The organism is Pedobacter africanus, assembly GCF_040548825.1.
In the GTDB taxonomy this organism is placed as follows: domain Bacteria; phylum Bacteroidota; class Bacteroidia; order Sphingobacteriales; family Sphingobacteriaceae; genus Pedobacter; species Pedobacter africanus_A.
Map to the genome: position 1 here is coordinate 129,368 of NZ_JBEPSL010000004.1, position 22,338 is coordinate 151,705.

Consider the following 22,338-nt stretch of genomic DNA (forward strand, 5'->3'; position numbering starts at 1 on the left):
TTGTTATTTAAAAGGTCACATTTAAAGCCATGCCAAACATTTTACTAATAGGCAGTGCCGTGCTACCTGCCCCGTCTATTTCGGGGTCCTGCCCTCTAAGTTTTTTATCAGCTATAACAAATAGATTAGAAGCTGAAGCCGACACTGAAACCTGTTTCAGCCGCAGTGATTTAACCAGTTTATCGGCCAGCCTATACGAAAAATCGATATTGTTACACCTCAGGTAACTTCCGGAAACCAGGTTGATATCTGAATAGTTGTACATGATATAACGGCTCAGACGTTCCGCGGTGTTGAGCTCGCCCACATAAGTATCACTGGTCTGCAGCAGATTTTTGGGATAAGAAGGAATGTCAGTAAAAACCTCATCACCGGGCTTCCGCCAGCGCTGCGCCAGGATAGCAGGAACATTCTTTTCAGGCATCGGAATATGTACACTGGCATTGCTGTAAACAGGGTTTCTGAATTTTACAGATCCTATTTTATAATTAAAATTCATTCCGAGTGAAAAAGCCTTATAACGCACATTGGTATTGAGTCCGCCACTAATCTTGGCTTCCTTAGTGCCGAGTGGTTTCATAAATTGTTTTAAACCCGTAACAGGCTGCCCGTTGTTATCGTCAACACCGTGAAACTCGGGCATGCCGTCAACCGCGCGTAAACCTTTATATGAAAAACCATAAATGGTACCTATGGGCATCCCTTCTACCAATATCGTTCCGTTAAAATAATCGTAGAATACCGGATTGATTTTTGATATGGTCCCCTGTTGGAGCTGATTGTAATTTTTGGCCCCGTTCACTGACATTCGCCAGTCCAGATCTTTATTGCTAACCAGGTTAAAGCCGAGGGCCATTTCATAGCCATAATTTCTGATGTTTCCCCCGTTGATCAGCATGCGCCGCACGCCGTACTCCATTGCTATAGCTCTTGAAACAATGGCATCAGTTGTCATTTTGCGATAGTAACCCAGGTTAAAATTCATAAAAGAGCCGAATAAGGCACCACCAACTTCCACATTCACACTCCTGGTTTTTTCCCACTTCAGGTTGGGGTAAGCCAATGATTTGACAATCAGGAAATACTCATTAGCGGCAGCATCGAACGCGGAGCTCCCATCGTTCATAGAAAGCACGAGATCAGGCCCCACACTGGAAATGACGTTACCTTGAAAACCATAGGAAGCTTTTACATTCAGATCACTGATGATCTTATTTCCTTTCAACCATTCTTCGGCACTGGCATTCCAACGCCCGGCTACGCTCCAGACCGGCAAAAACCGTTGATTGGCATATTGTCCAAAGCGGTTAGAAGCATCTGTCCTGATGTTTCCGTTCAATATATATTTACCTGCGTAGCTGTAAGTGGCTATACCAAATAATGACAAGGCATTCTCTACTGTATTCGTTTTTTTAGGGCTCACCAGCTGGAGCGAATTGGCAGTCAGCGCAAAAATTTCGCCACGGTCACGAAAATAGCCAGGAATAAGATTACTGAAGCTCTGGTTCCGCACCGAGCGGATTTCCTGACCTGCTACCAGATTGATCTGGTGGTTTTCCGTAAAAATACTACGGCTGAAATCGGCCATATTACGGATAGTATAATTATACACAGATGAATTTGAAGGTAGAAAAATGCCACCAAAAGGCAGAATAGAATTCAATTCAGCCTCGCTCCCAGGGGCAACCGACCCAAATTCATAACCTCTTCTGCTCGCAGCGTTGTTGCTCAGCTCTGTAGCATACTGCTCGGCATTTTGCATACCTACGGTTCCGCCCGCCAGTGAAGTTAGTTTTAATCCCCGTGCCAGCAAATAACTCAGATCGATGGTTGCGCCAATCTTGGTATCTTTAGTCTGGTTGCCGGTTTGCCGCAACTCGTTCAGCATGTTGAAATTAATTGGCGAACCCAATACACCCGGAAGGATTTCAGCTACTGTAGGATAGGCCAGACCGGCTGGAATAGCCCGGCTTGTTTCCAAGGCATAATCAAGTGGATTTTGACCAAAGTAGCCTGTCGAAGCGCGTTGGCTGGCATTCAGGTTCAGGCCCAATTTCAACTTCCTGCTCAAATCTGCATTGAAACGCATTGAGGTACTGCCTTCTTTATAATCGTCCAGCTTGGCAACCCCCTGGCTACCCATATACGATACCGCAGCATAATAACTTGTCTTATCATTTCCGCCTGAAAAGCTGAGGTGCTGTGCATTATTGAATCCATTGCGGAACAGCAGATCAAACCAGTCTGTATTCATTTGTGCAAGATCATTTAGTTCCTGCTGAAATTCGCTTTCGGATATCTTTCTGTTGATGAGATCCTGAAAGGCACCCTCATACCCCATTTTAACGGGAACGCTTCTGTAAAGATAACCATCTTCATACATCTCGCTAGAAAATTGCAGCCGCTGCTGTGCGTTCATCAATTGCAACTGGCTGTATTTCGGCCGAAAAGATAACCCATAATTGCTACTATACCCAACTTCCAGTTTACCATTTTTTCCTTTTTTGGTGGTAATAACGATCACACCATTGGCCGCCCTTGTTCCATAAATCGCGGTCGCAGAAGCATCTTTTAAAAAGGTAATGCTTTCCACATCGTTCACATTTAAGCCCGAAATGCTGTTTCCGGCCAAACTGCCTGATGCCATTATCCCATCCTTCATCAAATACAGGTCCCGGCCATTCGGTTCTATTCCAAGCAGGTTCTCCGGATTCAGCCCATTAGGGTTTTCACGAATTATACCATCTACAACGATAATAGGATTGGCATTTCCTACGAGGGTAGACGTTCCACGCATACGCATAGTGGGTATCGCATTCGGACTGCCTGAGGTTTTTACCACATTGAGGCCTGCCACCTTGCCCTGCAGCATGGCGGTAATGTTGGTTGCACCATTTTCCTTCACTTCAGCCCCCTTCAAGGTCACCGTCGAACTGGCAGACAAACGTCTGTTAACCTCCTGATAACCGGTAACAATTACCTCATCCATTTCATTCAGATCTGGCTGCAAAACAACCCTCATGGTTTCGCCAGGCAGGGGCTTAAGGGTTCTTTTCTGAAAACCCACCGACGAAAAGGTGAGCGATTTGCCCTCTTCAAGCAGCGTGGTAAATTTACCTTCCAGATTGGTAATGGTATTGGCCTGGGTACCTGTTATATTTACAGTTACCAATGCCAAAGGGGTACCTTTTTCGTCCTGAACAATTCCTTTAATGGTATTGTTGATCTTTGCATCCTCATCTCCTTCTTCCCGCGGGGCAATCACCATGACATCGTCCTGCATTACAAAAATAAGTGAAGAGCCCTTCAGTAAACGTTTCATCAGGATTTTCAGGGGTTCTTCTTTTGCTGTAAAACTGATCCTGGCAGAATTTTTCCTCAACACCTCCTGATTGTACACAATCTTAACCGCCGTCTGTTTCCTCACTACCTGGATAATTTCTTCGAGCGTGCCGTTGCGGACGTTGATAGTTACCTTATCTTCCTTTTTCTGCTGCGCAGCTGCATGCTGTTGAAAAGCCAGGAAAATCAGGCAGCAAACCATACAAGCTGTCCGATAAAAATGGTTCATATAATTGGTTTAGTGGTTCAAAATTTATCTTTTATTTCATCAGTTGGTTCAGCGCTTTCTCCAGTACTTTGTCTTTTAAAATGGCACCGGGTTCCCTTAATCCCATCCCAATGATAATTCCATTCGGATCAATTAAAAATTTGGACGGGATCCCCTTAACTTTATAGGCTAGCATTGCGGTGTTCTGATCGCCTTTTAAATCGCCAAGCTGAATCCATGGCATATTTTCTTCAGCTAAAGCCTTTAGCCATTTACTTTTGTCGCTGTCAATAGAGATGCTAACAAAACTAATATTTTTACCTTTCATTTTTTCGTACACATCTTTCAATTCAGGAACATCTCCCCTGCATGGCCCACACCAGCTAGCCCAAAAATCAAGCAATACGTATTTGCCTTTAAAATCTTTCAGGCTAACCATTTTTCCATTTGTATCAGGTTGTGAAAAATCGGGTGCAGGCTTTCCAATCCATTGCATTTCAGTGCCTGTAAGGGAACGCAGCATAGTTTTAGCCAGATTATTATCATAAGCTCTTCCTGTAAACTTATTCAGGTAACTAATTTTTTCACTGGCAGACAGCATTTTTGGCAAAATGGCGTTCATCACGTAGGCAGCACCTGTTGAACCTAAATGTGTGTCCATAAATTGCTTTCCGTTTGTGGCAATCCTGGTAGCCAGCACCTTAATCTCGTCGGACAATCTTTTTGCGGCCTCTTTATCACCTAGTTTGTTGGCTTCATTAAAATCTGCTGTTAAGTCATCCATCTGACGCACCAGTTCGTGGGTGGGTTCCATTATTTTTTCCATTTCCATCCAATCTGCTACAAAAGCGTCACCGCTAAAAGTTGCGCCTTTAAAGCCGGTACCATTACCGCCTTCGATGTGCATTTTTCCAGGCTGCATTACCATAAACATGCCCAGCCCGTTTTTTTCAGGGTCAAGTCCGGCCTGCAAAATGAAAGTACTGCCTCCGTTTTGCACATCAACAGAGATTGAAAATGCGTTGTCTTTCACAACGGTAGAATCCTGGGCCTGCGAAAAAGCATTCCAGACTAAAACACGGTCTCCGTTTACCAGTTCTGGCATCTTAGCCGTAATTTGTACTTTATCCTGTCCGGTAGCGCCCAGCGCCATCATGGTTAAGCCCAATACAGGCAATAGAATTTTTCTCATAATGTTTAGGTTGTTTAAAGCTATAGGCGAAGGCTAATGCAAAAAGGGTGAAAACAATTTCAATTATTTTCACCCTTTTCATTTAATGAGAAAAAAACTAGCGTTGTTTTACCTTGATTACATTTCCGTTATTTACAAAATCGACCTGGTCGCTGCTAAACCTGATGTTATTCAAAATTTTATTCAGGTCGGCCTGTTTTGGCATATCTACAGTAAAATGCAGTTTCTTAAGGCTTTCCTGCTCAAAAATAAAACTGACATTATATTCGCGTGCCAAACGCGTAGTGATCTCGTCAAGGGTATTGTCGTTAAAATAAACATCCTGATCTTTCCAGGCGGTATAAAGGCGCAAATCAGTCTCTGATTTGGTTAATGAACCACTTTCCTGATGATAAACGCCCAGTTCGCCGGGCAGCAGTATTAAAGAATGGTTACCCGCCTGTAAACTGATCTTACCGTGGTCCAATGCTGTATTTACCTGATTACCAAAGGTACTAACGCTAAAGGCCGTACCCAGCACTTTTACATCCATAGCTTTCAGGTGCACTATAAAAGGTCTTGCAGCATTATGCTTTACCTCAAAATAAGCTTCTCCTTCAAGCGTAACCTCTCTTTTGCCCGCAGCAAATGGAACAGGGTAGCTTAAACTGGAGCCTGCATTGAGCCATACGGTTGTTCCGTCACTCATTTCCATCCGGGTATATTTACCTTTTGGCACAAATAACACATTTGTATGAAGTTCCTGTCCTTTGGCAGCAAGGGCTGTTTCTGGTTTGTAAACCAGGTTGGTACCGTTTAAGGCTGCTCCCTCCGTTTTTAAAAGTTCAGCTTTACCAGGATCCAACTCTACAGTTTGCCCGTTGGCCAGCGTAAGTTGCACCTGATCGCTTACAGGAGCAACTGAAGGATCGCCCTGCCGCAAAACCAACCACCAAACCGGTGCCTGTATCAACAGAAATATTGCAGCTGCCGTTAATATTCGCGACAACTTCCACTGTTTTACAGCTGCATTTTTTTCCTGATAGCGTTGCTTCAATTCTTCCCAGCCTTCCTGTACCGGAAATTTATGCCGCGGATCTTCTTCTTTTATCCTCATATTTATTTCTTCTGCCAGCAGCAACACCTCCAGTTCTTCCTGATTCAACTCTTCGTCCTGATGAAGATCATTCTTACCTTCCAAATGCTTTAACAGCTTATCCCAGTTTATTTTTTCTTCCTGTTCCATGTCCTGCTAATAAAATCCTAACCATACACCTATTACCATGATCATCCTGATGAGCGACCGGCATTCCCTCCGTAAAAACTCATAAGATAACTTGATGTGTGTTTTAACTGTATTGACAGAGATGTCCAGCTGCGCAGCAATCTCTGTGTATTTTAAGCCTTCCTTATTGCTCAATAAAAATACAAGCCTGCGTTTTTCAGGCATCTGTCCAATAATAGCCCACAGCTCTCTGTCACGCATATTTTCCTCGTTCTGTTGGTCTTGCTCCTGCTGGCTAACCAGATGCGCTGCTGCCTGAAGCAACAACCCATCATTGAAGTCTACTTTTCTTGCTTTTTTTCGATGGCTCAATGACGCGTTTCTGACCGCCCTGAAAGCATAACTCTTAAAATTTGTATGCACAGCTATGATGGAGATTTTATCCAAACAGTACAGAAAAAAATTCTGAACAATATCTTTAGCTACTTCCTCATCGTCTACAACCCTATAAGCCACTGCACATAAAAAGGAATAGTGTTCTTTAAAGAGCGCTTCTATCTTTAAGAGATCTGCCATTGGCCTCAGTATTTAAAGTATTCTGTTTTATTTAAGCATCATTAACCTGTTTATCACATCCAGCGTCTTATCTACATATATGTCTGCCGAAACTTCTTTAGTCCATTTAGGGTACCATTTTTTCCCAGCTCCTTCATAACCTGGGCTGGCTGTAACTTTCAATCTTTTGGCCTGGGGTAACCTGGCCATATCTTCAATCTTTTGACTATAAGCTGCCAGCGCCTGCTGCTCTTTCACAAATTCCAGCGGTTTCAAACTAACAGGTTTCAATTGTTGTTCCGATAGCAATTTACTATTTTCGTCTATAACTTTAAAGGCATCTAACTCCCCAACTGCTTCTTGCCCCAATTTTTTCACTTTATTATAGGTAGCGGCATCATAATAAGGTTTGTAATTTGCCGGTGAAATGCTGTCCCAGGGCAATGCCGAATCCAGATTTTTTTCACGGCTCTCCAGATAGGCCAGTTTTCCTGGCAGCACTACATCTGATGCAACCCCCCTCAATTGGGTGGAAGCTCCTGTTACTCTATAGAAACGATACTGGCTGATTCTTATAGCCCCATAACTGATGTTGGGAATTCCTTTAGCTTTGTTACCCATTTTACCCATTGGTAGGGTTGGTTGTGCCGTTCCTTTTCCGAAAGTAGCCGGAGCACCAATAATCAGTCCTCTTTTATGGTCCTGTATTGCGGCTGCAAACAATTCTGAAGCCGAACCACTGTGCTCATTGACCATCACCACCAGAGGCCCCGTATAGATCGCTTTTTTATCGGTTGTTGGGGTATAAAGAGCATTCATTTCCTTAACCAGCACTTTTGGCCCCGGCCCCAGAAAAAAACCTGCTATATCTACAACTTCATCTATAGAACCGCCCGGATTGTCGCGCAGGTCGAATACAATTCCTTCTACTTTAGCATCTTTCAATTTCAAAATTTCAGTCTGAACGTCAACAGCTGCACGGGCACCCTTTGCATCGTTTACATCTACATAAAACTCCCTTAAATACAAATAACCTATTTTCCGGCCATCTTTCCGAACAATTGCGCTTCTGGCTTTGCTCTCCTCTTCGTTCACCTCTGCACGCTTTAGGGTCACAACTTTCTGCTGGCCGCTTGCTTTTAACAAGCCCAGTGAAACCTCCGTGTCCTTATCGCCTTTAACAAGATCGGCTACTTCCAAAATAGGCTTTCCTATGACATCGATCTGTTCACCGCTGGTATTGCTGACACTGATGATACGATCGTTCACATCAATCAGCCCACTACTCAGTGCCACACCGCCGGGTCTCAATGATTTAATGAAAAAATCGCCTTCCTTATCCTGCAGTTCAACGCCGATGCCAAAAAAACGTTTGGCCATTCTGGCATTCACACTTTTTGCCTGAAGTGGGGGAAAATAGACCGTATGCGCCTCTACGGCCAGCGTAACCGTATTCAGAAACTGGCTAAACTTATCTTTTTGAGCCGTTGTGGCCATTAAATTTTTAAAGGTGTTGCCCACCCAGCGTGCTACTTTGCTCCTGGCTTCCTGCTCTAAAGCCGGGCTGGTCATTTTCCCTTTGTTTAAGTCCATCATTTTCTTCAGTACCAGGTATTTGGCCCGCTGCTCCCATAGTTTATCCAATTCGGCCTGGGTACTTGCAGATTGCCTTAGTTTGCCATTAAGCTGTAAGGATTCAGTTACGGAAAAGTCGAATGGTGCGGCCAGCACTTTGCTATATCCAGCAGCAGCAGCCTGCAACCTTTGCTGATAAAGTCCGAAAGCTGCATTAAAAAAGGTCAGCATTCCGTTGTTCAATTCATCATCAATCAACAGTTCATAGCTCCTCAATTTCTCAAAATCACTTTTCAGAAATACATCTTTATTCGGATCAAGGTTTTCCAGAAATTTCTTCCAGATCATTTTCGAGAAATTATCATCAATAGCCTTCGGGCTGATGTGGTTTTCTTTCAGATTTCTTATTACGTTAAGCAACGTAGCTTTTTGCACTTCTGCAGTATTGGGGGCCTGAGCCTGCACAATAATAGGTGGCAAGGTTAATACACAAATTGCTGCATAAGCCGCCAGATGCTGCAGTACATTAGCATATTTTATAATGTTCATAAATTTAGTTTTTGATGGATTCGATAATGAATTTGCGTAACTGAACAGCAGGAATAGCCAGGCTGCTGGTACGGCTGAAACGAGCGATGTTTATACCATAAAATTTTCCATCAACACCATACAATGGCCCCCCACATGCTATAGGCTTTAATCGACCATCGTGGATCATCACTTTGCTAAATCCCGAATAGCGCCCGCTCCTTCCATCTGTAAACTTTAACGCTATATGCATTTCCGATTCCGGCGTTATTTTTACTGGTACACGTTTTTCAAAAGCTACCCCTCTTCTTGAAAGCTGTAAAATTGCCGTATCTTTTAAAGTGTAACTGTCAATCTCATTATCAAGATCTTCTACTGTAAGGATTGGTTTTCCGTTAATGCCCAACAATTCATCGTCTTGGTACACTGAAACGGAACTCGCTGTCCCAAAGGGGTTCACCTGGGCCACTACCACTTTTCCGGCCACCGTCTTTGCGGTAAGGCCTATAGAAGCCGTACCCGGAGCTTTGGCAATGTCAATCAAAGTATTGCCTATTGTACTGATGCAATGGTTTCCATTCAACTGCGGTGAAACCAACAGTTTACCCAAATCATTAAACTTAATTTCAACATCCGAAACAGTTTTCAGGTCTATCCCCCCATTTAATTTCCTGTCAATTTGCAGGAGTACCAGGTCATTTTTAACATCACGACTGATCACTTTTGCCGGCACGAGCTGAGCAGGCCCCAGTTCAACCATTGCAGGAATCCCTACCATTGAACTTTTACTGATCAGAAGGCTTTTATCTTTTAATTTTTTGTCTTTAATGATTCCATCCGTTTTAATTAAGGTACCCAGAATACTGGCTTGAATTTTCTTATTTTTATAGGGGCTTTTGATATTAAAAATGGTTTTGATAAGCCTGTCTTTCAACGATTTATTTAGCATGATGTTCAGCTCCCCAATACCAACTAAGGTGTTCAGTTGCCCAGGTTTCGGGTCAGCCTCAAAATCGTTCTCTGCAGGGAGCGCTGCATAGTTTTCAATTTTATTGAGTGCATTCCAATATTTTCTGTAAGTATCTACAGGTACCTCAAAATTGGCATCCAAAGAGAGATCGACCCTGCTATGCAGCCCAATTACCCTGCCTTCCATATCAAATAAGGGACCTCCTGAATCTCCGGGTTCCATTAAACACGTTGAGCGTAAATAACCGTTTGGTGCTTTGAGTTCTGCTACGTAACCCAATCTGACGGTTGGAGTTTTAGCCCCCACTGTACCCGGATACGAGATACTGATGCAGGGCATATTCTTCTGTAATGAAGATGACCATCCCATTGAAGCGTACGGCCACGTTCCTTTCTCAGTAATTTTTAGCATTGCCGCATCATTCGAAGCAATCCTTCCCAGGCCACGGGCCAGTTTCTTTGTACCATCAGGAAAAGTAATCTGATACAGAGTTCCTGGTGAAACAGCATGTGCAACAGATAAAACATATCCTGCTGTATCAACTACCACGCCACTAAAAATGCTGGCTCCAGATGCACCAGTGGTGGCGTTGTAAAGTGCAATAGCTACCGAGGCCTGATAGGCCTTCTGCACAACTTTTTGCACATGTGGCTCCAGCTTTTTCAGGTCAACACGACCGGTTTGTGCGTCCAGCTTAAAGCAGACTGCCAGGGCGGCAAGTAAAAGTAATAATCTATTCATATAGTTTAGGTTCGTTTAGCTTAAGGCGAACAGGCACCGAAAAAGGGTGAAGCCCATCAGAAAAAAAATCCAGAATTAACCAATAACGTTATCTGGTATGGTATTTGCCCGGGTATTCGATTTTACATTTGCAAAAATTACTTATGAAAACAAACATCCTTATCTTGTTTTTTCTTGCTGCTACAAGCTTACTCTTCGGTTGTTCCAAAGACAAAAATGATGGCCCAGGTACTGAATACACATATAAACTAAGCGGGCCCGGCACTGTAAAAGTTCAGGTTCAATATACCCCTACACTTACCAATCCGAATATGACGGAAGTACCAGACGAAACCATGTACGAAGAAATGGTAACACCACCCTGGCAAAAGACGGTAAGCATCCATAAATATGTTTCGGGCGTAGGCTTTTCGGCCAGTGTTAGTGAGGGCAGCCCCGGAGCAAAGTATACCATTTCTGTGTTGAGCAACGATGGCACCACGTTAAAAACGGCTGATTTCACATTAGATGCCTATGGCGATGGGGTGATGTTGATCAACTACTACCGGAACCAGCCGTAACTCCCAGAAGTTAAGTAAACCCAAAAATAAAGAGGGCGCATTCTAGCACCCTCTATTATTTGGTTCAATTAATTAACCGTTACCCAAATACTATCACTTATACGCTTCCCGTCGCTGCTTTTAAAAGCAATGTAACAGTGCAGCTCCTTACCAGCATATTCTGGCGGCAGTCCCATTACATCTGTGCCCTTACTTCTGCGCGCACCAGAAAAGAAATAAGTGGCTTTGGCCAGTTCCGGGCAGTACACCAGTAACATTGCCCGGTCGTTTTTAATGCCCCAATCCATATTGGGGTCAACCAACCAGGTAAAGGTTAACAGCGAGCCTGTTAAATGAACAGCGGCTGCAATGGCCGGTTGTAGCCCGCCCATGCTTACCAATGCCTTACTGTAATCCAAACTCATATTCGGATATTCGCCCTGCAGGGCATGTTTAATGTTGTAGGCCGTAGCCGCATTGTGCGGATTTTTATCTGTACCGGCTACTTCCAATGCAAAACCTACATTAATAAAAGGCAGAATGGATTTTAAAAAAGCGTTCGTTAAAGTAAGTTTTTGTTGAACTGCCAATTGGGCAGTTGTTGGTGCTTTGGTGGTCCGTCCTATTTTGCGGATCACCTGTTTTCCCTTAAGGTTATAACTTACCAGATTGCCCAGCTTTCCGTTAAAACCTTCAAAGAGACCATTTAATCTGGCCATGATGTTGTGAATTTATAGATATAGGTACACTCGTTACCCAGAACGAATGTGAGCGGTCTAAGCCTCCCGATAATTACCAACTTACAATAAACCTGCCAAACCAAATATGTGCCTTCTGTTCGACGTACCTTAACCCTGCGTTAACCCTGCGCTTTGGGCTTTGGCTGGGTATGGCAGGAATTGAGCAACCCCTGAAAAGGCTAAAGGCTAAAGCAAGGCCGTATCAACCCCTCCCTAACACCGGCGCAATGCCCCCGAAAAACAAAACACACCCTTAACGCACTTAAAACGAAGCCCGAACACACCATATCTGTAATAAGCAGTTTCTAGTCCAGATTGTCTATACACCATAGGTTGTGGTGTTTGGCGAAAAACAAGTCATAAACCTACTATCTATCACTATGCTGATTGGGTAAAACAATAACAAACAAAAGGTTCAGAATCATGATTCTGAACCTTTTGATCTTCCACAATTAACGCTGTATTTAATCAAGGCATTAAAACAGTGTCAACAACATGGATCACGCCATTTTTCTGCATTACATCGGCAATGGTTACCGTACTTAACCCTCCTTTTTGATCTTTCAGCACCATTTTATCCCCCTTCATCCATGCCCATAATTTACCTCCACTTACGGTAGTCAACTCTGCTTTCCCCTTCCCTTTTTTAATTGCGGCAGCAATTGTTTTGCTGTCCATTTTTCCGGCTACAACATGATAGGTCAGGACTTTGACAAGCATATCTTTGCTTTCCGGTTTCAGCAGGGTAGCAACAGTTCCGGCAGGAAGCTTATCAAAGGCGGCATTTGTAGGCGCAAAGACCGTAAATGGCCCCTCTCCTTTCAAAGTACTAACCAGCCCCGCGGCTTTAACGGCCGCAACCAGCGTGGTATGGTCTTTTGAATTCACCGCATTGTCAACAATATCTTTGCTGGCATACATGGCTGCACCGCCTACCATAGGATTTTTCTGTGCGTAAACCTGAGTTGTAAATGCCAGGGCTGCCAGGGCAATTACAGATAAAATAAATCTTTTCATCTTCTTTTTTGTTGTTAATGTTTAAAAGAGATACGGATTATCTTCTGCACCGGATTTCGGTTGAAGTATTATTTCTCATTTACCTCATTTTCTGTATATTTAAATACTTGATGGCCGCAAAAAAAATCTCCCTTCCAGAAGAAGAACTGATCAGTAAACTGAAAAGTCAGGATACCATAGCCATGCAGGCCTTGTATGACATGTATTCAGCAGCACTGTTTGGGGTGATCTCAAGACTGGTACCGCAAGCAGAACTTGCTGAGGATGTATTACAGGAGACTTTTATAAAAATATGGAATTCTGCAGGCAGCTACGACAGCAGTAAAGGCCGCCTCTTTACCTGGATGATGAACATTGCACGAAATCTGGCCATTGATAAACTGCGCTCTAAAGATTTCAGGAATTCAAATAAAAACCTTGAGCTCGATAATAACGTAGATGCTATTGACGGGCAAAATGAAGTAACTTTTAATGCAGATGCCCTTGGGATAAAAGAAATGGTTACGACACTTAAACCAGAGCTTAATGCCGTATTGAACATGGTGTATTTTAAGGGGTATACGCACCTGGAAGCTGCAAAAGAATTAAATTTGCCTTTGGGTACAGTGAAAACGCGTATCAGGATGGCAATAATGGAGTTAAGAAAACAATTTAATTAAATTGGAAGAGTTAAAAGCATATATGGAATCGGGCATACTTGAGCTTTACGTTCTGGGGCAGTTAAATGCACAGGAACAGGCCGAAGTAGAAGCAATGGCAGCAAAGTACCCTGAAATAAAACAGGAACTGGAAGCCATTGAAATTGCCATGGAACAATATGCGCAGCAACAGGCCGTAGAACCTTCGGCAGCTTTGAAAAGCAAAATATTAAACCAGATAAGCCAGGAACCTGTAAAAGATATCACCCTGCCTGCTCCGACCAATTATGCAGCCTACGAATCAAAAATAAGGACATTACGCATCGCGCTTGCCGCATGTGCGTCTTTACTTGTGGTTAGTGGTGTGATGCTGTATCAAACCCATAATCAGCTGGGTAATGCCAAAGATCAGATTGCCAGCCTGAGCCTTGAAAAAGAACAATTTACCACTACGGTAAGCCACATGAGGCAAACCAATAACGACCTGCAAAAAATTGCAGATATGCCAAACGATCCGGATTGGAAAGTTGTAAAACTTGCAGGAACCAAAATGGACCCTTCAGCAAAAATGATCGTATACTGGCATATAAGCGGCAGGCATGTAATGGTCGACAATTCAAAAATGGGCCTTCCTGCAAATGACAAGGCTCACCAATACCAGCTTTGGGCATTGGTAAATGGCAAGCCTGTCGATTTAGGTGTATTTGATGTTAAGGCTGACAGCACACACCTGTTGCTGCAGATGAAAGAAATTGCTTCCGCGCAGGCCTTTGCCGTAACCCTGGAAAAACGTGGCGGAAGCCCAATCCCTACCATGGATAAGATGGTGGTAATGGGTGGCGTTTCAATCTGATATGGCTATTTGATAAACAAACCGGCAATAGCCAGTACCTGTGCGGAATTCAATGGTTCATCAAAAGATTCCACTGCCTTAGCTTTAGTAACACCGGTAGCGATTCCGGTAATCGTAACACCGGTTTGTACGTCCAGGTCTTCTCCGGCATATACCGCATCAACCTGAGGTATGCCTGTGTCGTTTGCACCGCCTCCTGTGCCCAGACTGATCCAGGGCTTGATCGCTGCACCGCCGCCATTCAATCCTCCTGAACGCATGAAGCGGATATGCGCGGCATGACGGGCTTCGACCGAATGGATCTGAAGTGCGGTAGTAAGGACAGCATTTCCTTTAAGCACACCTGCCTGTCCTTTATAGGCCCTTACACCCGTATCTTCGAATGCTTGTGCCACCGCCAGGAAGGTTTGATAACTGGTATATACATCCGGAAAAGTTCCTTTTGCAGTAAAATCAAAATCAGTATAAGCCAATGCCGGCCGCGCAGCAGCGCCCAATGCACCCTTTAATAAATCCACGTGCGCTTTTTCGTGATCGCGGATGGTGGTGATTGCGCCAACAGCAGGTGTACCGGCCGGAATGAGCCCGGGAGCAGCTACCACTGCATGGTTGTAAAAATGGTATTCCAGATATTCCAGTGTTAAAGCAAAGTTCAGCACTTCATTTACTGTAGCTGGCGCGGTTTGCCCATATGCTTTCTGAAATAAGGCACCCATTGCTAAAGGCATAGCGGACAGGGTTATTTTTTTGCTCATGTTGAAAAAATCCTTCATGGCAGCCCGTCTTGGGTTTAATCGCTCATAGATCTCAGCATCAACTTTTTCTATTTCTTCTAATATATTTACAATATTCATGGTTTCTGGTTTTAAAGGTTAATGAGGTTGATTTTGGTTTTTACATACTTACCTGCAATGGGCAGCACTTTATCGGGGCTTAGGGCAGCATCCAGTCCGCCGGCGTTGTTGGCACCGAGCGCAGTTAGCGTGGTCAGGTCTGCAAAACTGCCATAAGATACCAGATCGCGGACATAGGAAGCGTGACGGGCCTCAACAGAAACAATTTTTCCGGCCGCCAGCAGGAAGTTTGTATCCTTAAGGCGTACACCAGCACCGTTATAAGCTGCAACTCCTAAATCCTCAAAGGCCATAGCCGCCCCCAGCACACTGGCACGGTCTGTAAAGTTGATGCTCGAAAAGTCTACTTCCAGGCTGCCTATTGCAGCTGTACCCAGGGCTTTTTTGAAGTATTCCCGGTGTGCAATTTCGTGGAACTGAATGTCCTGAAAATAAGCTTTCTCAGCTGCGCTAAAGCCAGATGGTGGCGCCGAAGCAACCTGAATGTAGAAAGCAGCTTCCAATTGCTCCAGGGCGTAAGCATAGTTCAATACACCAAAGTCATCTTTAAAATCCAGTAAAACACCATCAGGAACATTGGTGTGCCTGTCTTTTTTGCAGCCAACGGCTACCAGTGCCATACCAGCAGCGCCGGCCCCTGCATATTGCAGAAAGGACCGGCGCTGTAGTGGGGTCGTAAAAATCTCTTGTAAGTTTTTCATAATTGTTGGGTTTTAAGTTCTCCTGAGGCCGCAGGCCTCATTTGATCATACTTACGAGAGAAATGTGTGTCCGGTTTTCCGCTTTAACGTTTATCCCACCAGACTTTAGAAAGAAAGGAATCACCGTTGGACAAACGACCGACAGCTGTATTGTAGTTACTGGTATTCAGCTGCGACTCGCGGGTAGAGTAAATCGCCCTGCGCGGAATCTGCCCATTGGTAGAGCCCAGGTTACTGCCAGGGGTTAAAGCTGGCAAGCCGTTTCTTCTCCATTCTGCAAACGCTTCATAGTTTCTGCCGAAAAGATGGATCCATTTCTGGGTCATGATCCTGTCCAGTTTCTGAGCATCGTTAAGTCCTGTAAAAGAAAGTACAGCGCTATCGTATGCCGGAGGAATGGTGTTAATGTTATACGGAGGCAACTGCAAGGCGGCCGCTACCCCAGCTTTAAAAAAGCCTTCGGCAGCTGTAGTTTGTGCACCCCAGCCCAGCAATGCGGCTTCGGCCTTAAAAAAGCAAACCTCTGCATAAGTAAGGGAATAAGCCGGAATAGGTGAAAAAGTACGGCTAAACCAGGTACTCAGCGAAGCGGTTGAATAGTTATTCCTGATGACCTGCGACAATTGTGCATCGGTCAAAGCTACACCCAACCCTACATAATCTGGCTGTCCGGCGTTTACGTTGTTTACCGTTAACTGCGCCAGCAACGGCAAACGCGGATCATTATAGGTTTTTAGCCTGGTTACCAATGCAGCTGCAAGATACCTCAGATCGGAACTGCCCGTAAGGAACTGCTGCAGCATAGGATTGGCATTTGTAGTTTGTGCATCGCTAAAAGTTGGCACCGCAGCATTGTCTGTATTTGAACTGAACAGCAAAGCGGGTTTGCCCATTGCCGATTCCACAGTTGCCCTGGCCAGGGTAGGATTTGCATAACGCAGCCTTAAGCCTAAGCGGAGCTTTAGCGAATTGGCATATTTGCGCCAGGAATTGATGGCGGTTGAACCTTTATAAAAGAAATCTGCCGTGCCATAGTTTTCATCGGCATCATTCAGGTTGTTCATCGCTGCGTCAAGGTCAGCAATTAGCGAAGTGTATATGCTTTCCTGGGTATCAAATGCAGGTGTGACGTTAATGGCGGTTGCGTCTTTGGAGACCTCTGAATAAGGAATATCTCCGAAAAGATCGGTAAGGCGCTGCCAGATGCTGATCTCATAGATCCGGGCAATGGCCAGTTTTGTTCTTCCTGAAGCATCGTTTTCCTTGCCTGCCAGTTCCAGACGGATCTGTCTGAGGTCACGGATCATACCGTAGTGCTGTTCCCATATCGCATCTTCTGAAGATTCGATGTATCTTGATACAGGTACTACCGCTGCCCCGGCCCAGTGCTGTACCCAGGAACCAAATTTATTGTTGGGCAGCTCGCCGCCTTCAGCAAAAGTACCGTCTTTTAATACCCTGGAGAACAACAGGGAAGGATCAATAGTGGTAATGGAAGTTGGTGGTGTGTTCAGCTTTTCAAAATCTTTGGTGCAGGAACCTAAACCAGCAACAATGGCTAAACTATATAAGCTTGTTTTGATGATATTTTTCGTTTTCATAATTTCTAATGCTAATGGTCAGGTTAAAGTCCGATACTCAGGTTAAATCCGATGTTCCTGAGCATAGGCAAAGAGGTAGACTCGATACCAATGGAAGAATTGGAAGTATTAAAAGAGGCCGACTCTGGTGAGAAGCCATCCGTTTTACGCTGGAAGTAAAACAGGTTACGCCCGTACACACCAACCGAAGCATTCCTGATTCGTTTGCCCGGTAAAAATCTGGCCGGAAGCTGATAACGCAGGCTCAGCTCCCGCATGGCAATATAACTGCCATCATTCAGCATCTCTTCAGACACCATTACCTCCTTATCGCTGGCTACTACATTCCAGTAGTCCTGAGCCTTTACCGTTTTGGTATTGGCCACGCCCGTTCCGCTCCAGCTGCCATCGGCATTTTTTACCGCTACTACACCTTTTGCCAGGTAAGAGCCGTCCCTGCCCGCTAAAGTTTTCTTCGTGGTTCCATAGATGATCTCTTCGCGGTTACTCTGAGAGAAGATCATGCCACCCTGGCGGATATCTATCAATGCATTCAACGTCAACCCCTTATAAGTAAAAGAGTTAGAAAATCCACCCAGCCAATCTGGCTGCGCGTTGCCAATCGTTTCCTGTACCCTGCTGGTAGTGGTTAAAGGTAAACCGGTATTCGGGTCTATCAGGCGGTTTCCATTTTCATCTTTTAACCAGGCAAACTGGGTCCCGATCAACTGTCCGAAAGGTTTGCCCACTTCGGCAACCACATTGATCCCCCGGTCTGAGCCCAGCAAAAACGTTTCTACGCCCGGATAAAGCGACATCACCTTATTGGTATTTTTGTTGTAATTGAAGGTAGTTTTCCAGGTAAAGCCTGACTCCGTTTTAATTGGTGTAGCATTTAAGGAAAGTTCAATACCACGGTTGCGGATTTCGCCGGCATTGATGCGCATCACGGTAAACAAACTTGATGGCGACACCGGAACATCCAGTATCTGATCTTTGGTAGAAGCCTGGTAAACTGTAAAGCCTAAACCGGCCCGGCCCGACCAGAACTCCAGATCTGCACCAAATTCAATAGAGGTAGTCAGCTCATTGGTTAAGTTCTTATCCGGAATAATGGTGGTAAAAGAACCCAGCGGAACGCCTCCGTGTGTAAACTGGCTTAAACTATAGGTACCTGTTAACTGATAAGGATTTCCGGAGCTGCCGGCCTGTGCCCATGAACCCCTTAATTTGAGGTAACTGAGTACATCGCTTTTAAACTTAAGCGCTTCGGAAGCAATAAAGCTGGCACTCACAGAAGGATAAAAAAATGAATTGTTTTCTTTTGACAGTGTGGAAGACCAGTCGTTACGTGCCGAAAGATCCAGGAACAGGTAGTCCTTATAGGAAACCTGACCGGAACTGTATACTGAATTGATCTCTGACTCCGTTAAACCGAAAATATAGGAATTGGTGAGAGTATTGTTGATCACATAAAGGTCTGGCACGATGAACTGGCTTCCCGAGTTACCGGTTTGGCGCAGGTAGCGGCTCAGGTGGCTGGCACCTACATTAAGGGTAAAGCCCAATCCATTTTCCAGTTTAAAATTACTGTTCAGCAAGGCATCGTAATTGTCTTCCCTTACACGGATCACCGTTTCGCTCATATCACCCTTGCGGTTTAAGCTCTGGTAAGTATTTACCGCACGGTAACGCAGGCGCTGATCGGTATAAAAATCTGTGCCTCCGGTAGCAGTCAGCTTTAGCCAGGGAGCAAAATCGTACGACAGCCTGAGTAAGCCGATTACACGGTCTCTCCTGTCCGTATTCCTGGTTTCCCTGATGGTCCAGTAAGGATTGGCTGTTGAACTGTTGGTGGCATATGTTTTTTCAAGGCCGGCAAAAATATTGGTATAGCCCAGTTGTTTGGCTACATCATTTGCGGTCCATTTGTATTGTTCAATGATATCCATAGGGATACTCCTTGGCTGGCTGATCAACAGGTAAGCCGGATTGTCAGACGCATCAGACAAAGTTGGCCGGTTTGTACCGTCCTGCATAATGTAATTCAGCTTGGCATCCAGGTTAAATTTATCGGTAATTTTAGCCTGGGTACGCAGGTTAAAATTGTTCCTGTTGATGACATTGGTAGGCACATACCCATCTATATAGGTATTGGCATAAGAGAACCTGTAATTTACCTTTTCATTACCGCCCTCTACACTAATGTTGTTGGTAAATTGTTTTTCCGTCTGAAAAAACGCGGTATAAGTATCTGGCTGCGGTGTAAGGGAAAGCAGGTTGCCCCATTGGTCTTCATAAGCCTGACCTTCCATTTTTGGTCCCCAGCTGGATCGGGTAAGCCTGTCGCGACCGGCACTCATCTTCGGTGTTCCCTGAATATTGCCTGCAATGGCCTGGGCCATCGTAATGATGGTTCCATCTGCCCTTCTTAAATGGGTAAAATTACCGTTCAGTCCCTGGGCATATTCATTTTGAAAATCGGGGGAAACCAGTGCGTTTCCTAAAGAAAAATCAGTATTGAACTGAATGTTCATTCCTTTCCCCGCTGCTCCGGCCTTGGTGGTAATTAAAATTACACCATTACTTCCGCGCTGGCCATATAACGCAGCGGCATTTGGTCCCTTCAGTACGGAAATGGTCTGTATATCATCCGGGTTGATATTGGAAATACCATCTCCATAATCAGTACCACCTGTACTTGAAGCAGAACCGATGTTCTGGTTGTCTATCGGCACCCCATCTACCACATATAAAGGCTGGCTGTTCCCGATCAGGGAGTTATTGCCCCTGATGATCACCTTGGATGAACCTCCCGATCCTGAAGCTGCCCGGCTTACCTGCACGCCCGAAACCTTTCCGGACAGTGTATTGGCTACGTTTGCTTCCGCTCCCTGGGTAAGTTCATTTCCTTTCAATTCGGCCATGCTATAGCCCAGGGCCCTTTTGTTACGCTTTATGCCCAGAGCTGTAACTACAACCTCGCCCAAAGCCGCTGCGTTTTCTTCCAGCACTACTGCAATGGATATTTTATCGGTAAGGCTGATGGTATAACCTTCCATTATCTTTGGTTTGTACCCAATTGAAGTAAAGGTAATGGTGTAATTGTTACCCGCAGGTATGCCACCTATAGAGAACATACCCTGGTTGTTGGTGCTGGTGCCTACACTGAATCTGGTAGTCTTGTTTTCTATTCTCACAGAAACCCCTGGAAGCTGTACGCCCAGGGCGTCCTTTACAACGCCTGTTGCTGTTGCACCAGTTTGTGCAAATACCCTGCTATTGCCTAAAAGCAAAAAACAGCAGCATAGCGCGATGCCGTGAAAAACATGCCTGGTTTTTAATAAAAATTGATCCATAGTTTGTTTGTTTGGTGAATTAATTGGTTGATTGTTTAGTGGATTGCAGTGTCAGGATATAAACGCTATCCCTCTTTTCTATATTTAAGTGGTTCAATAGTGCAATTTCATTCAAAATAAGGGCTACCGTTTGTTCATTCCGTTTAAACGTTCCTGTAAAATACATGCCCTTTACCTGGGTTTTATCAAACCGGATATCAGCAGAAAAATCGCCCTGCAGCACACCAAAGATCTTAGCAAGCGACTGGTTCCGGAAGGAGACCTCGGTTGAGCTGAGCACAGTTTGCCCATTAGGTTCTACATTTTTTGGCGGTAAGGATGGCCGGTCTGCATTTTTAATCAGGGTAAGTCCGAAGTCTACCTTATCGATCAGCAGTTTATTTCCAGGCATCAGATAGGTCTTCTTCATTCGCCGGGCGTTAATACTGCTGTCGGGCCCCACGACAACCTTACCACTGTGCAGCAATACACTTACCCGGCCTTCACCCTCTGGTGATGAAACCGTGAAATCCGTACCCAAGGCAGTGGTTACAGTTCCGCCTGCATATACATGGAAAGGACGTAACTTATCTTCTGCCACCTTAAATCTTGCCGTTCCTTTCAGTTTAAAGTCCCTGCTTTTTTTACTGAGCTGTTCCAGGTAGCGGATTTCCCCCCCTGGTTTTAAAAAAATGACTGAACCATCGGCTATATGTAATGCCATTTCTTCTTTGCCATAATTGATTTTAACCAATGTAAAAGCCGTGACGGCCTCCCGTCTTTGCAATGGGATCTGCTGATCTTCACTACTGCCCATCCACCATGCCAGTCCCAACACCAGTAACAAAGAGGCGGCAACCAAAAGGCCGATGCGTAAAAAAGAAGGTCTGTTTTGTTTGGGCTTCGTTTGTTCCAGAATAGCTGCCAGCAGTTGTTGTTTTTTAGCAGCTGGCAATAAAAATGGTTCTTCTATCTGGCCTGGCAGTTCCAGGGGAAGCAATTCTTCCAGCTTAGGCGGATTCGCCTCTAAATATTCAGCGACCCTAAGCGCTTCCGCTTCGGTGCATTGATTACGGAAAAATTTTTCTATCAGTGTATTGTCAATCATATATCGACAATACGTTTGTAAGAAGGCTATCCCCTAATGAGCTTTTTATTTTTTATGCAGCATATTTAATAAATGGTCAGCAATACCATCAACAAGGTAAAACGGCGAAGGTACTTTAATGCAAGGCCAATGTGGTTTTCCACAGTTTTTGAAGAGATACCGAGTTTTTCGGCGATCTGCTGATGGGAAAGATGCTCGGTACGGCTCATCAGGAATACCTGTTTGCGGATCGGCGGCATATTTTCAATGGCTTTGCTGAGCAATTGCAGGGTTTCCCTATTCTCAAAATTGTCTTCCATGAAATCCCTGACTTTCTTTTGCTGCAGCTCATCAAGGCAGCGACGCGTGCGGGCCGCCTTTCTCAATTCGTCTATAAAGATGGTCCGGGACATTCTGAACAGCAGCACATGAAGCGGATATTCTTCGGAAAGACCTGCCCTTTTTTCCCAAAGACGTACAAAAACCTGCTGCAAAACTTCATCCGCTATTTCCTCAGAACGGCATTGCCGGAATATAAAGGCATATATCTGGTCGCTCCACTGGTGATAGGCCTGTTCAAAGGTCTTTACGTTGCCGTTCTTAATGGAAAGGATTTCGTTCATTAAATGAAATATATACAATTCCTGACGCAATAAAAAACGAAGCAGTTAATAAC

The 22,338-nt window shown here is 44.6% G+C and carries 17 protein-coding genes; 3 read left to right on the forward strand and 14 right to left on the reverse strand.

All coding sequences use genetic code 11. The features are described 5' to 3' along the window. Nucleotides 1–7: 7 nt before the first annotated feature. The 6 genes from ABIE26_RS20175 to ABIE26_RS20200 form a co-directional block, all read right to left on the reverse strand. Entirely contained in the window at nt 8–3,571 is a 3,564-nt protein-coding gene (locus ABIE26_RS20175; protein ID WP_310145213.1) for a SusC/RagA family TonB-linked outer membrane protein, read from the reverse strand. Nucleotides 3,572–3,602: 31 nt separating this feature from the next. After that, on the reverse strand, nt 3,603–4,742 hold the full coding sequence (locus ABIE26_RS20180) for a TlpA family protein disulfide reductase (protein ID WP_310145214.1): 1,140 nt from the start codon (nt 4,740–4,742) through the stop codon (nt 3,603–3,605). 97 nt (nt 4,743–4,839) lie between these two features. Continuing rightward, complete coding sequence (locus tag ABIE26_RS20185) at nt 4,840–5,967, reverse strand: FecR family protein (protein WP_310145216.1); 1,128 nt, start codon at nt 5,965–5,967, stop codon at nt 4,840–4,842. 6 nt (nt 5,968–5,973) lie between these two features. Continuing rightward, entirely contained in the window at nt 5,974–6,522 is a 549-nt protein-coding gene (locus ABIE26_RS20190; protein ID WP_310145218.1) for a sigma-70 family RNA polymerase sigma factor, read from the reverse strand. 27 nt (nt 6,523–6,549) lie between these two features. Continuing rightward, nucleotides 6,550–8,625 carry a carboxy terminal-processing peptidase gene (locus tag ABIE26_RS20195; RefSeq protein WP_310145220.1) on the reverse strand — a complete coding sequence of 692 codons (2,076 nt, stop codon included), beginning with the start codon at nt 8,623–8,625 and terminating at the stop codon, nt 6,550–6,552. Nucleotides 8,626–8,629: 4 nt separating this feature from the next. After that, nucleotides 8,630–10,315, reverse strand: coding sequence for a trypsin-like peptidase domain-containing protein (locus ABIE26_RS20200; RefSeq protein ID WP_310145222.1), 1,686 nt, complete (start codon nt 10,313–10,315; stop codon nt 8,630–8,632). A 143-nt stretch (nt 10,316–10,458) separates the two neighbouring features. Here ABIE26_RS20200 and ABIE26_RS20205 point away from each other — a divergent pair, with 143 nt between their 5' ends. Next, on the forward strand, nt 10,459–10,875 hold the full coding sequence (locus ABIE26_RS20205; protein WP_310145224.1) for a hypothetical protein: 417 nt from the start codon (nt 10,459–10,461) through the stop codon (nt 10,873–10,875). 68 nt (nt 10,876–10,943) lie between these two features. Here ABIE26_RS20205 and ABIE26_RS20210 read toward each other — a convergent pair whose 3' ends face one another. Beyond that, nucleotides 10,944–11,573, reverse strand: a complete 630-nt coding sequence (locus ABIE26_RS20210) for a DUF6266 family protein (protein WP_310145227.1) — start codon at nt 11,571–11,573, stop codon at nt 10,944–10,946. 489 nt (nt 11,574–12,062) lie between these two features. Continuing rightward, nucleotides 12,063–12,611 (reverse strand): fasciclin domain-containing protein, encoded by a 549-nt coding sequence (locus ABIE26_RS20215; protein WP_310145229.1) that lies wholly within the window; start codon nt 12,609–12,611, stop codon nt 12,063–12,065. 110 nt (nt 12,612–12,721) lie between these two features. On the opposite strand from ABIE26_RS20215, the gene ABIE26_RS20220 reads away from it, so the two are divergent. Next, on the forward strand, nt 12,722–13,270 hold the full coding sequence (locus tag ABIE26_RS20220) for an RNA polymerase sigma factor (protein WP_310145231.1): 549 nt from the start codon (nt 12,722–12,724) through the stop codon (nt 13,268–13,270). 1 nt (nt 13,271) lies between these two features. Continuing rightward, complete coding sequence (locus ABIE26_RS20225) at nt 13,272–14,102, forward strand: anti-sigma factor (RefSeq protein ID WP_310145234.1); 831 nt, start codon at nt 13,272–13,274, stop codon at nt 14,100–14,102. A 5-nt stretch (nt 14,103–14,107) separates the two neighbouring features. Here ABIE26_RS20225 and ABIE26_RS20230 read toward each other — a convergent pair whose 3' ends face one another. The 6 genes from ABIE26_RS20230 to ABIE26_RS20255 form a co-directional block, all read right to left on the reverse strand. Then, on the reverse strand, nt 14,108–14,956 hold the full coding sequence (locus ABIE26_RS20230) for a ferritin-like domain-containing protein (RefSeq protein ID WP_310145236.1): 849 nt from the start codon (nt 14,954–14,956) through the stop codon (nt 14,108–14,110). An 11-nt stretch (nt 14,957–14,967) separates the two neighbouring features. Further along, nucleotides 14,968–15,657 carry a ferritin-like domain-containing protein gene (locus ABIE26_RS20235; protein ID WP_310145238.1) on the reverse strand — a complete coding sequence of 230 codons (690 nt, stop codon included), beginning with the start codon at nt 15,655–15,657 and terminating at the stop codon, nt 14,968–14,970. Between the two features lie 83 nt (nt 15,658–15,740). Beyond that, entirely contained in the window at nt 15,741–17,258 is a 1,518-nt protein-coding gene (locus ABIE26_RS20240; RefSeq protein WP_310145239.1) for a SusD/RagB family nutrient-binding outer membrane lipoprotein, read from the reverse strand. 23 nt (nt 17,259–17,281) lie between these two features. Then, nucleotides 17,282–20,596 carry a SusC/RagA family TonB-linked outer membrane protein gene (locus ABIE26_RS20245; protein ID WP_310145241.1) on the reverse strand — a complete coding sequence of 1,105 codons (3,315 nt, stop codon included), beginning with the start codon at nt 20,594–20,596 and terminating at the stop codon, nt 17,282–17,284. Between the two features lie 19 nt (nt 20,597–20,615). Further along, on the reverse strand, nt 20,616–21,683 hold the full coding sequence (locus tag ABIE26_RS20250) for a FecR family protein (RefSeq protein ID WP_310145242.1): 1,068 nt from the start codon (nt 21,681–21,683) through the stop codon (nt 20,616–20,618). A 65-nt stretch (nt 21,684–21,748) separates the two neighbouring features. After that, entirely contained in the window at nt 21,749–22,285 is a 537-nt protein-coding gene (locus tag ABIE26_RS20255; protein WP_310145244.1) for an RNA polymerase sigma factor, read from the reverse strand. Nucleotides 22,286–22,338: the final 53 nt, after the last annotated feature.

Bases quoted from the DNA above. Each gene is read 5' to 3' on its own strand.
- ABIE26_RS20175 (WP_310145213.1), bottom strand. From the start codon at position 3,571: ATGAACCATTTTTATCGGACAGCTTGTATGGTTTGCTGCCTGATTTTC.
- ABIE26_RS20180 (WP_310145214.1), bottom strand. From the start codon at position 4,742: ATGAGAAAAATTCTATTGCCTGTATTGGGCTTAACCATGATGGCGCTG.
- ABIE26_RS20185 (WP_310145216.1), bottom strand. From the start codon at position 5,967: ATGGAACAGGAAGAAAAAATAAACTGGGATAAGCTGTTAAAGCATTTG.
- ABIE26_RS20190 (WP_310145218.1), bottom strand. From the start codon at position 6,522: ATGGCAGATCTCTTAAAGATAGAAGCGCTCTTTAAAGAACACTATTCC.
- ABIE26_RS20195 (WP_310145220.1), bottom strand. From the start codon at position 8,625: ATGAACATTATAAAATATGCTAATGTACTGCAGCATCTGGCGGCTTAT.
- ABIE26_RS20200 (WP_310145222.1), bottom strand. From the start codon at position 10,315: ATGAATAGATTATTACTTTTACTTGCCGCCCTGGCAGTCTGCTTTAAG.
- ABIE26_RS20205 (WP_310145224.1), top strand. From the start codon at position 10,459: ATGAAAACAAACATCCTTATCTTGTTTTTTCTTGCTGCTACAAGCTTA.
- ABIE26_RS20210 (WP_310145227.1), bottom strand. From the start codon at position 11,573: ATGGCCAGATTAAATGGTCTCTTTGAAGGTTTTAACGGAAAGCTGGGC.
- ABIE26_RS20215 (WP_310145229.1), bottom strand. From the start codon at position 12,611: ATGAAAAGATTTATTTTATCTGTAATTGCCCTGGCAGCCCTGGCATTT.
- ABIE26_RS20220 (WP_310145231.1), top strand. From the start codon at position 12,722: ATGGCCGCAAAAAAAATCTCCCTTCCAGAAGAAGAACTGATCAGTAAA.
- ABIE26_RS20230 (WP_310145236.1), bottom strand. From the start codon at position 14,956: ATGAATATTGTAAATATATTAGAAGAAATAGAAAAAGTTGATGCTGAG.
- ABIE26_RS20235 (WP_310145238.1), bottom strand. From the start codon at position 15,657: ATGAAAAACTTACAAGAGATTTTTACGACCCCACTACAGCGCCGGTCC.
- ABIE26_RS20240 (WP_310145239.1), bottom strand. From the start codon at position 17,258: ATGAAAACGAAAAATATCATCAAAACAAGCTTATATAGTTTAGCCATT.
- ABIE26_RS20245 (WP_310145241.1), bottom strand. From the start codon at position 20,596: ATGGATCAATTTTTATTAAAAACCAGGCATGTTTTTCACGGCATCGCG.
- ABIE26_RS20250 (WP_310145242.1), bottom strand. From the start codon at position 21,683: ATGATTGACAATACACTGATAGAAAAATTTTTCCGTAATCAATGCACC.
- ABIE26_RS20255 (WP_310145244.1), bottom strand. From the start codon at position 22,285: ATGAACGAAATCCTTTCCATTAAGAACGGCAACGTAAAGACCTTTGAA.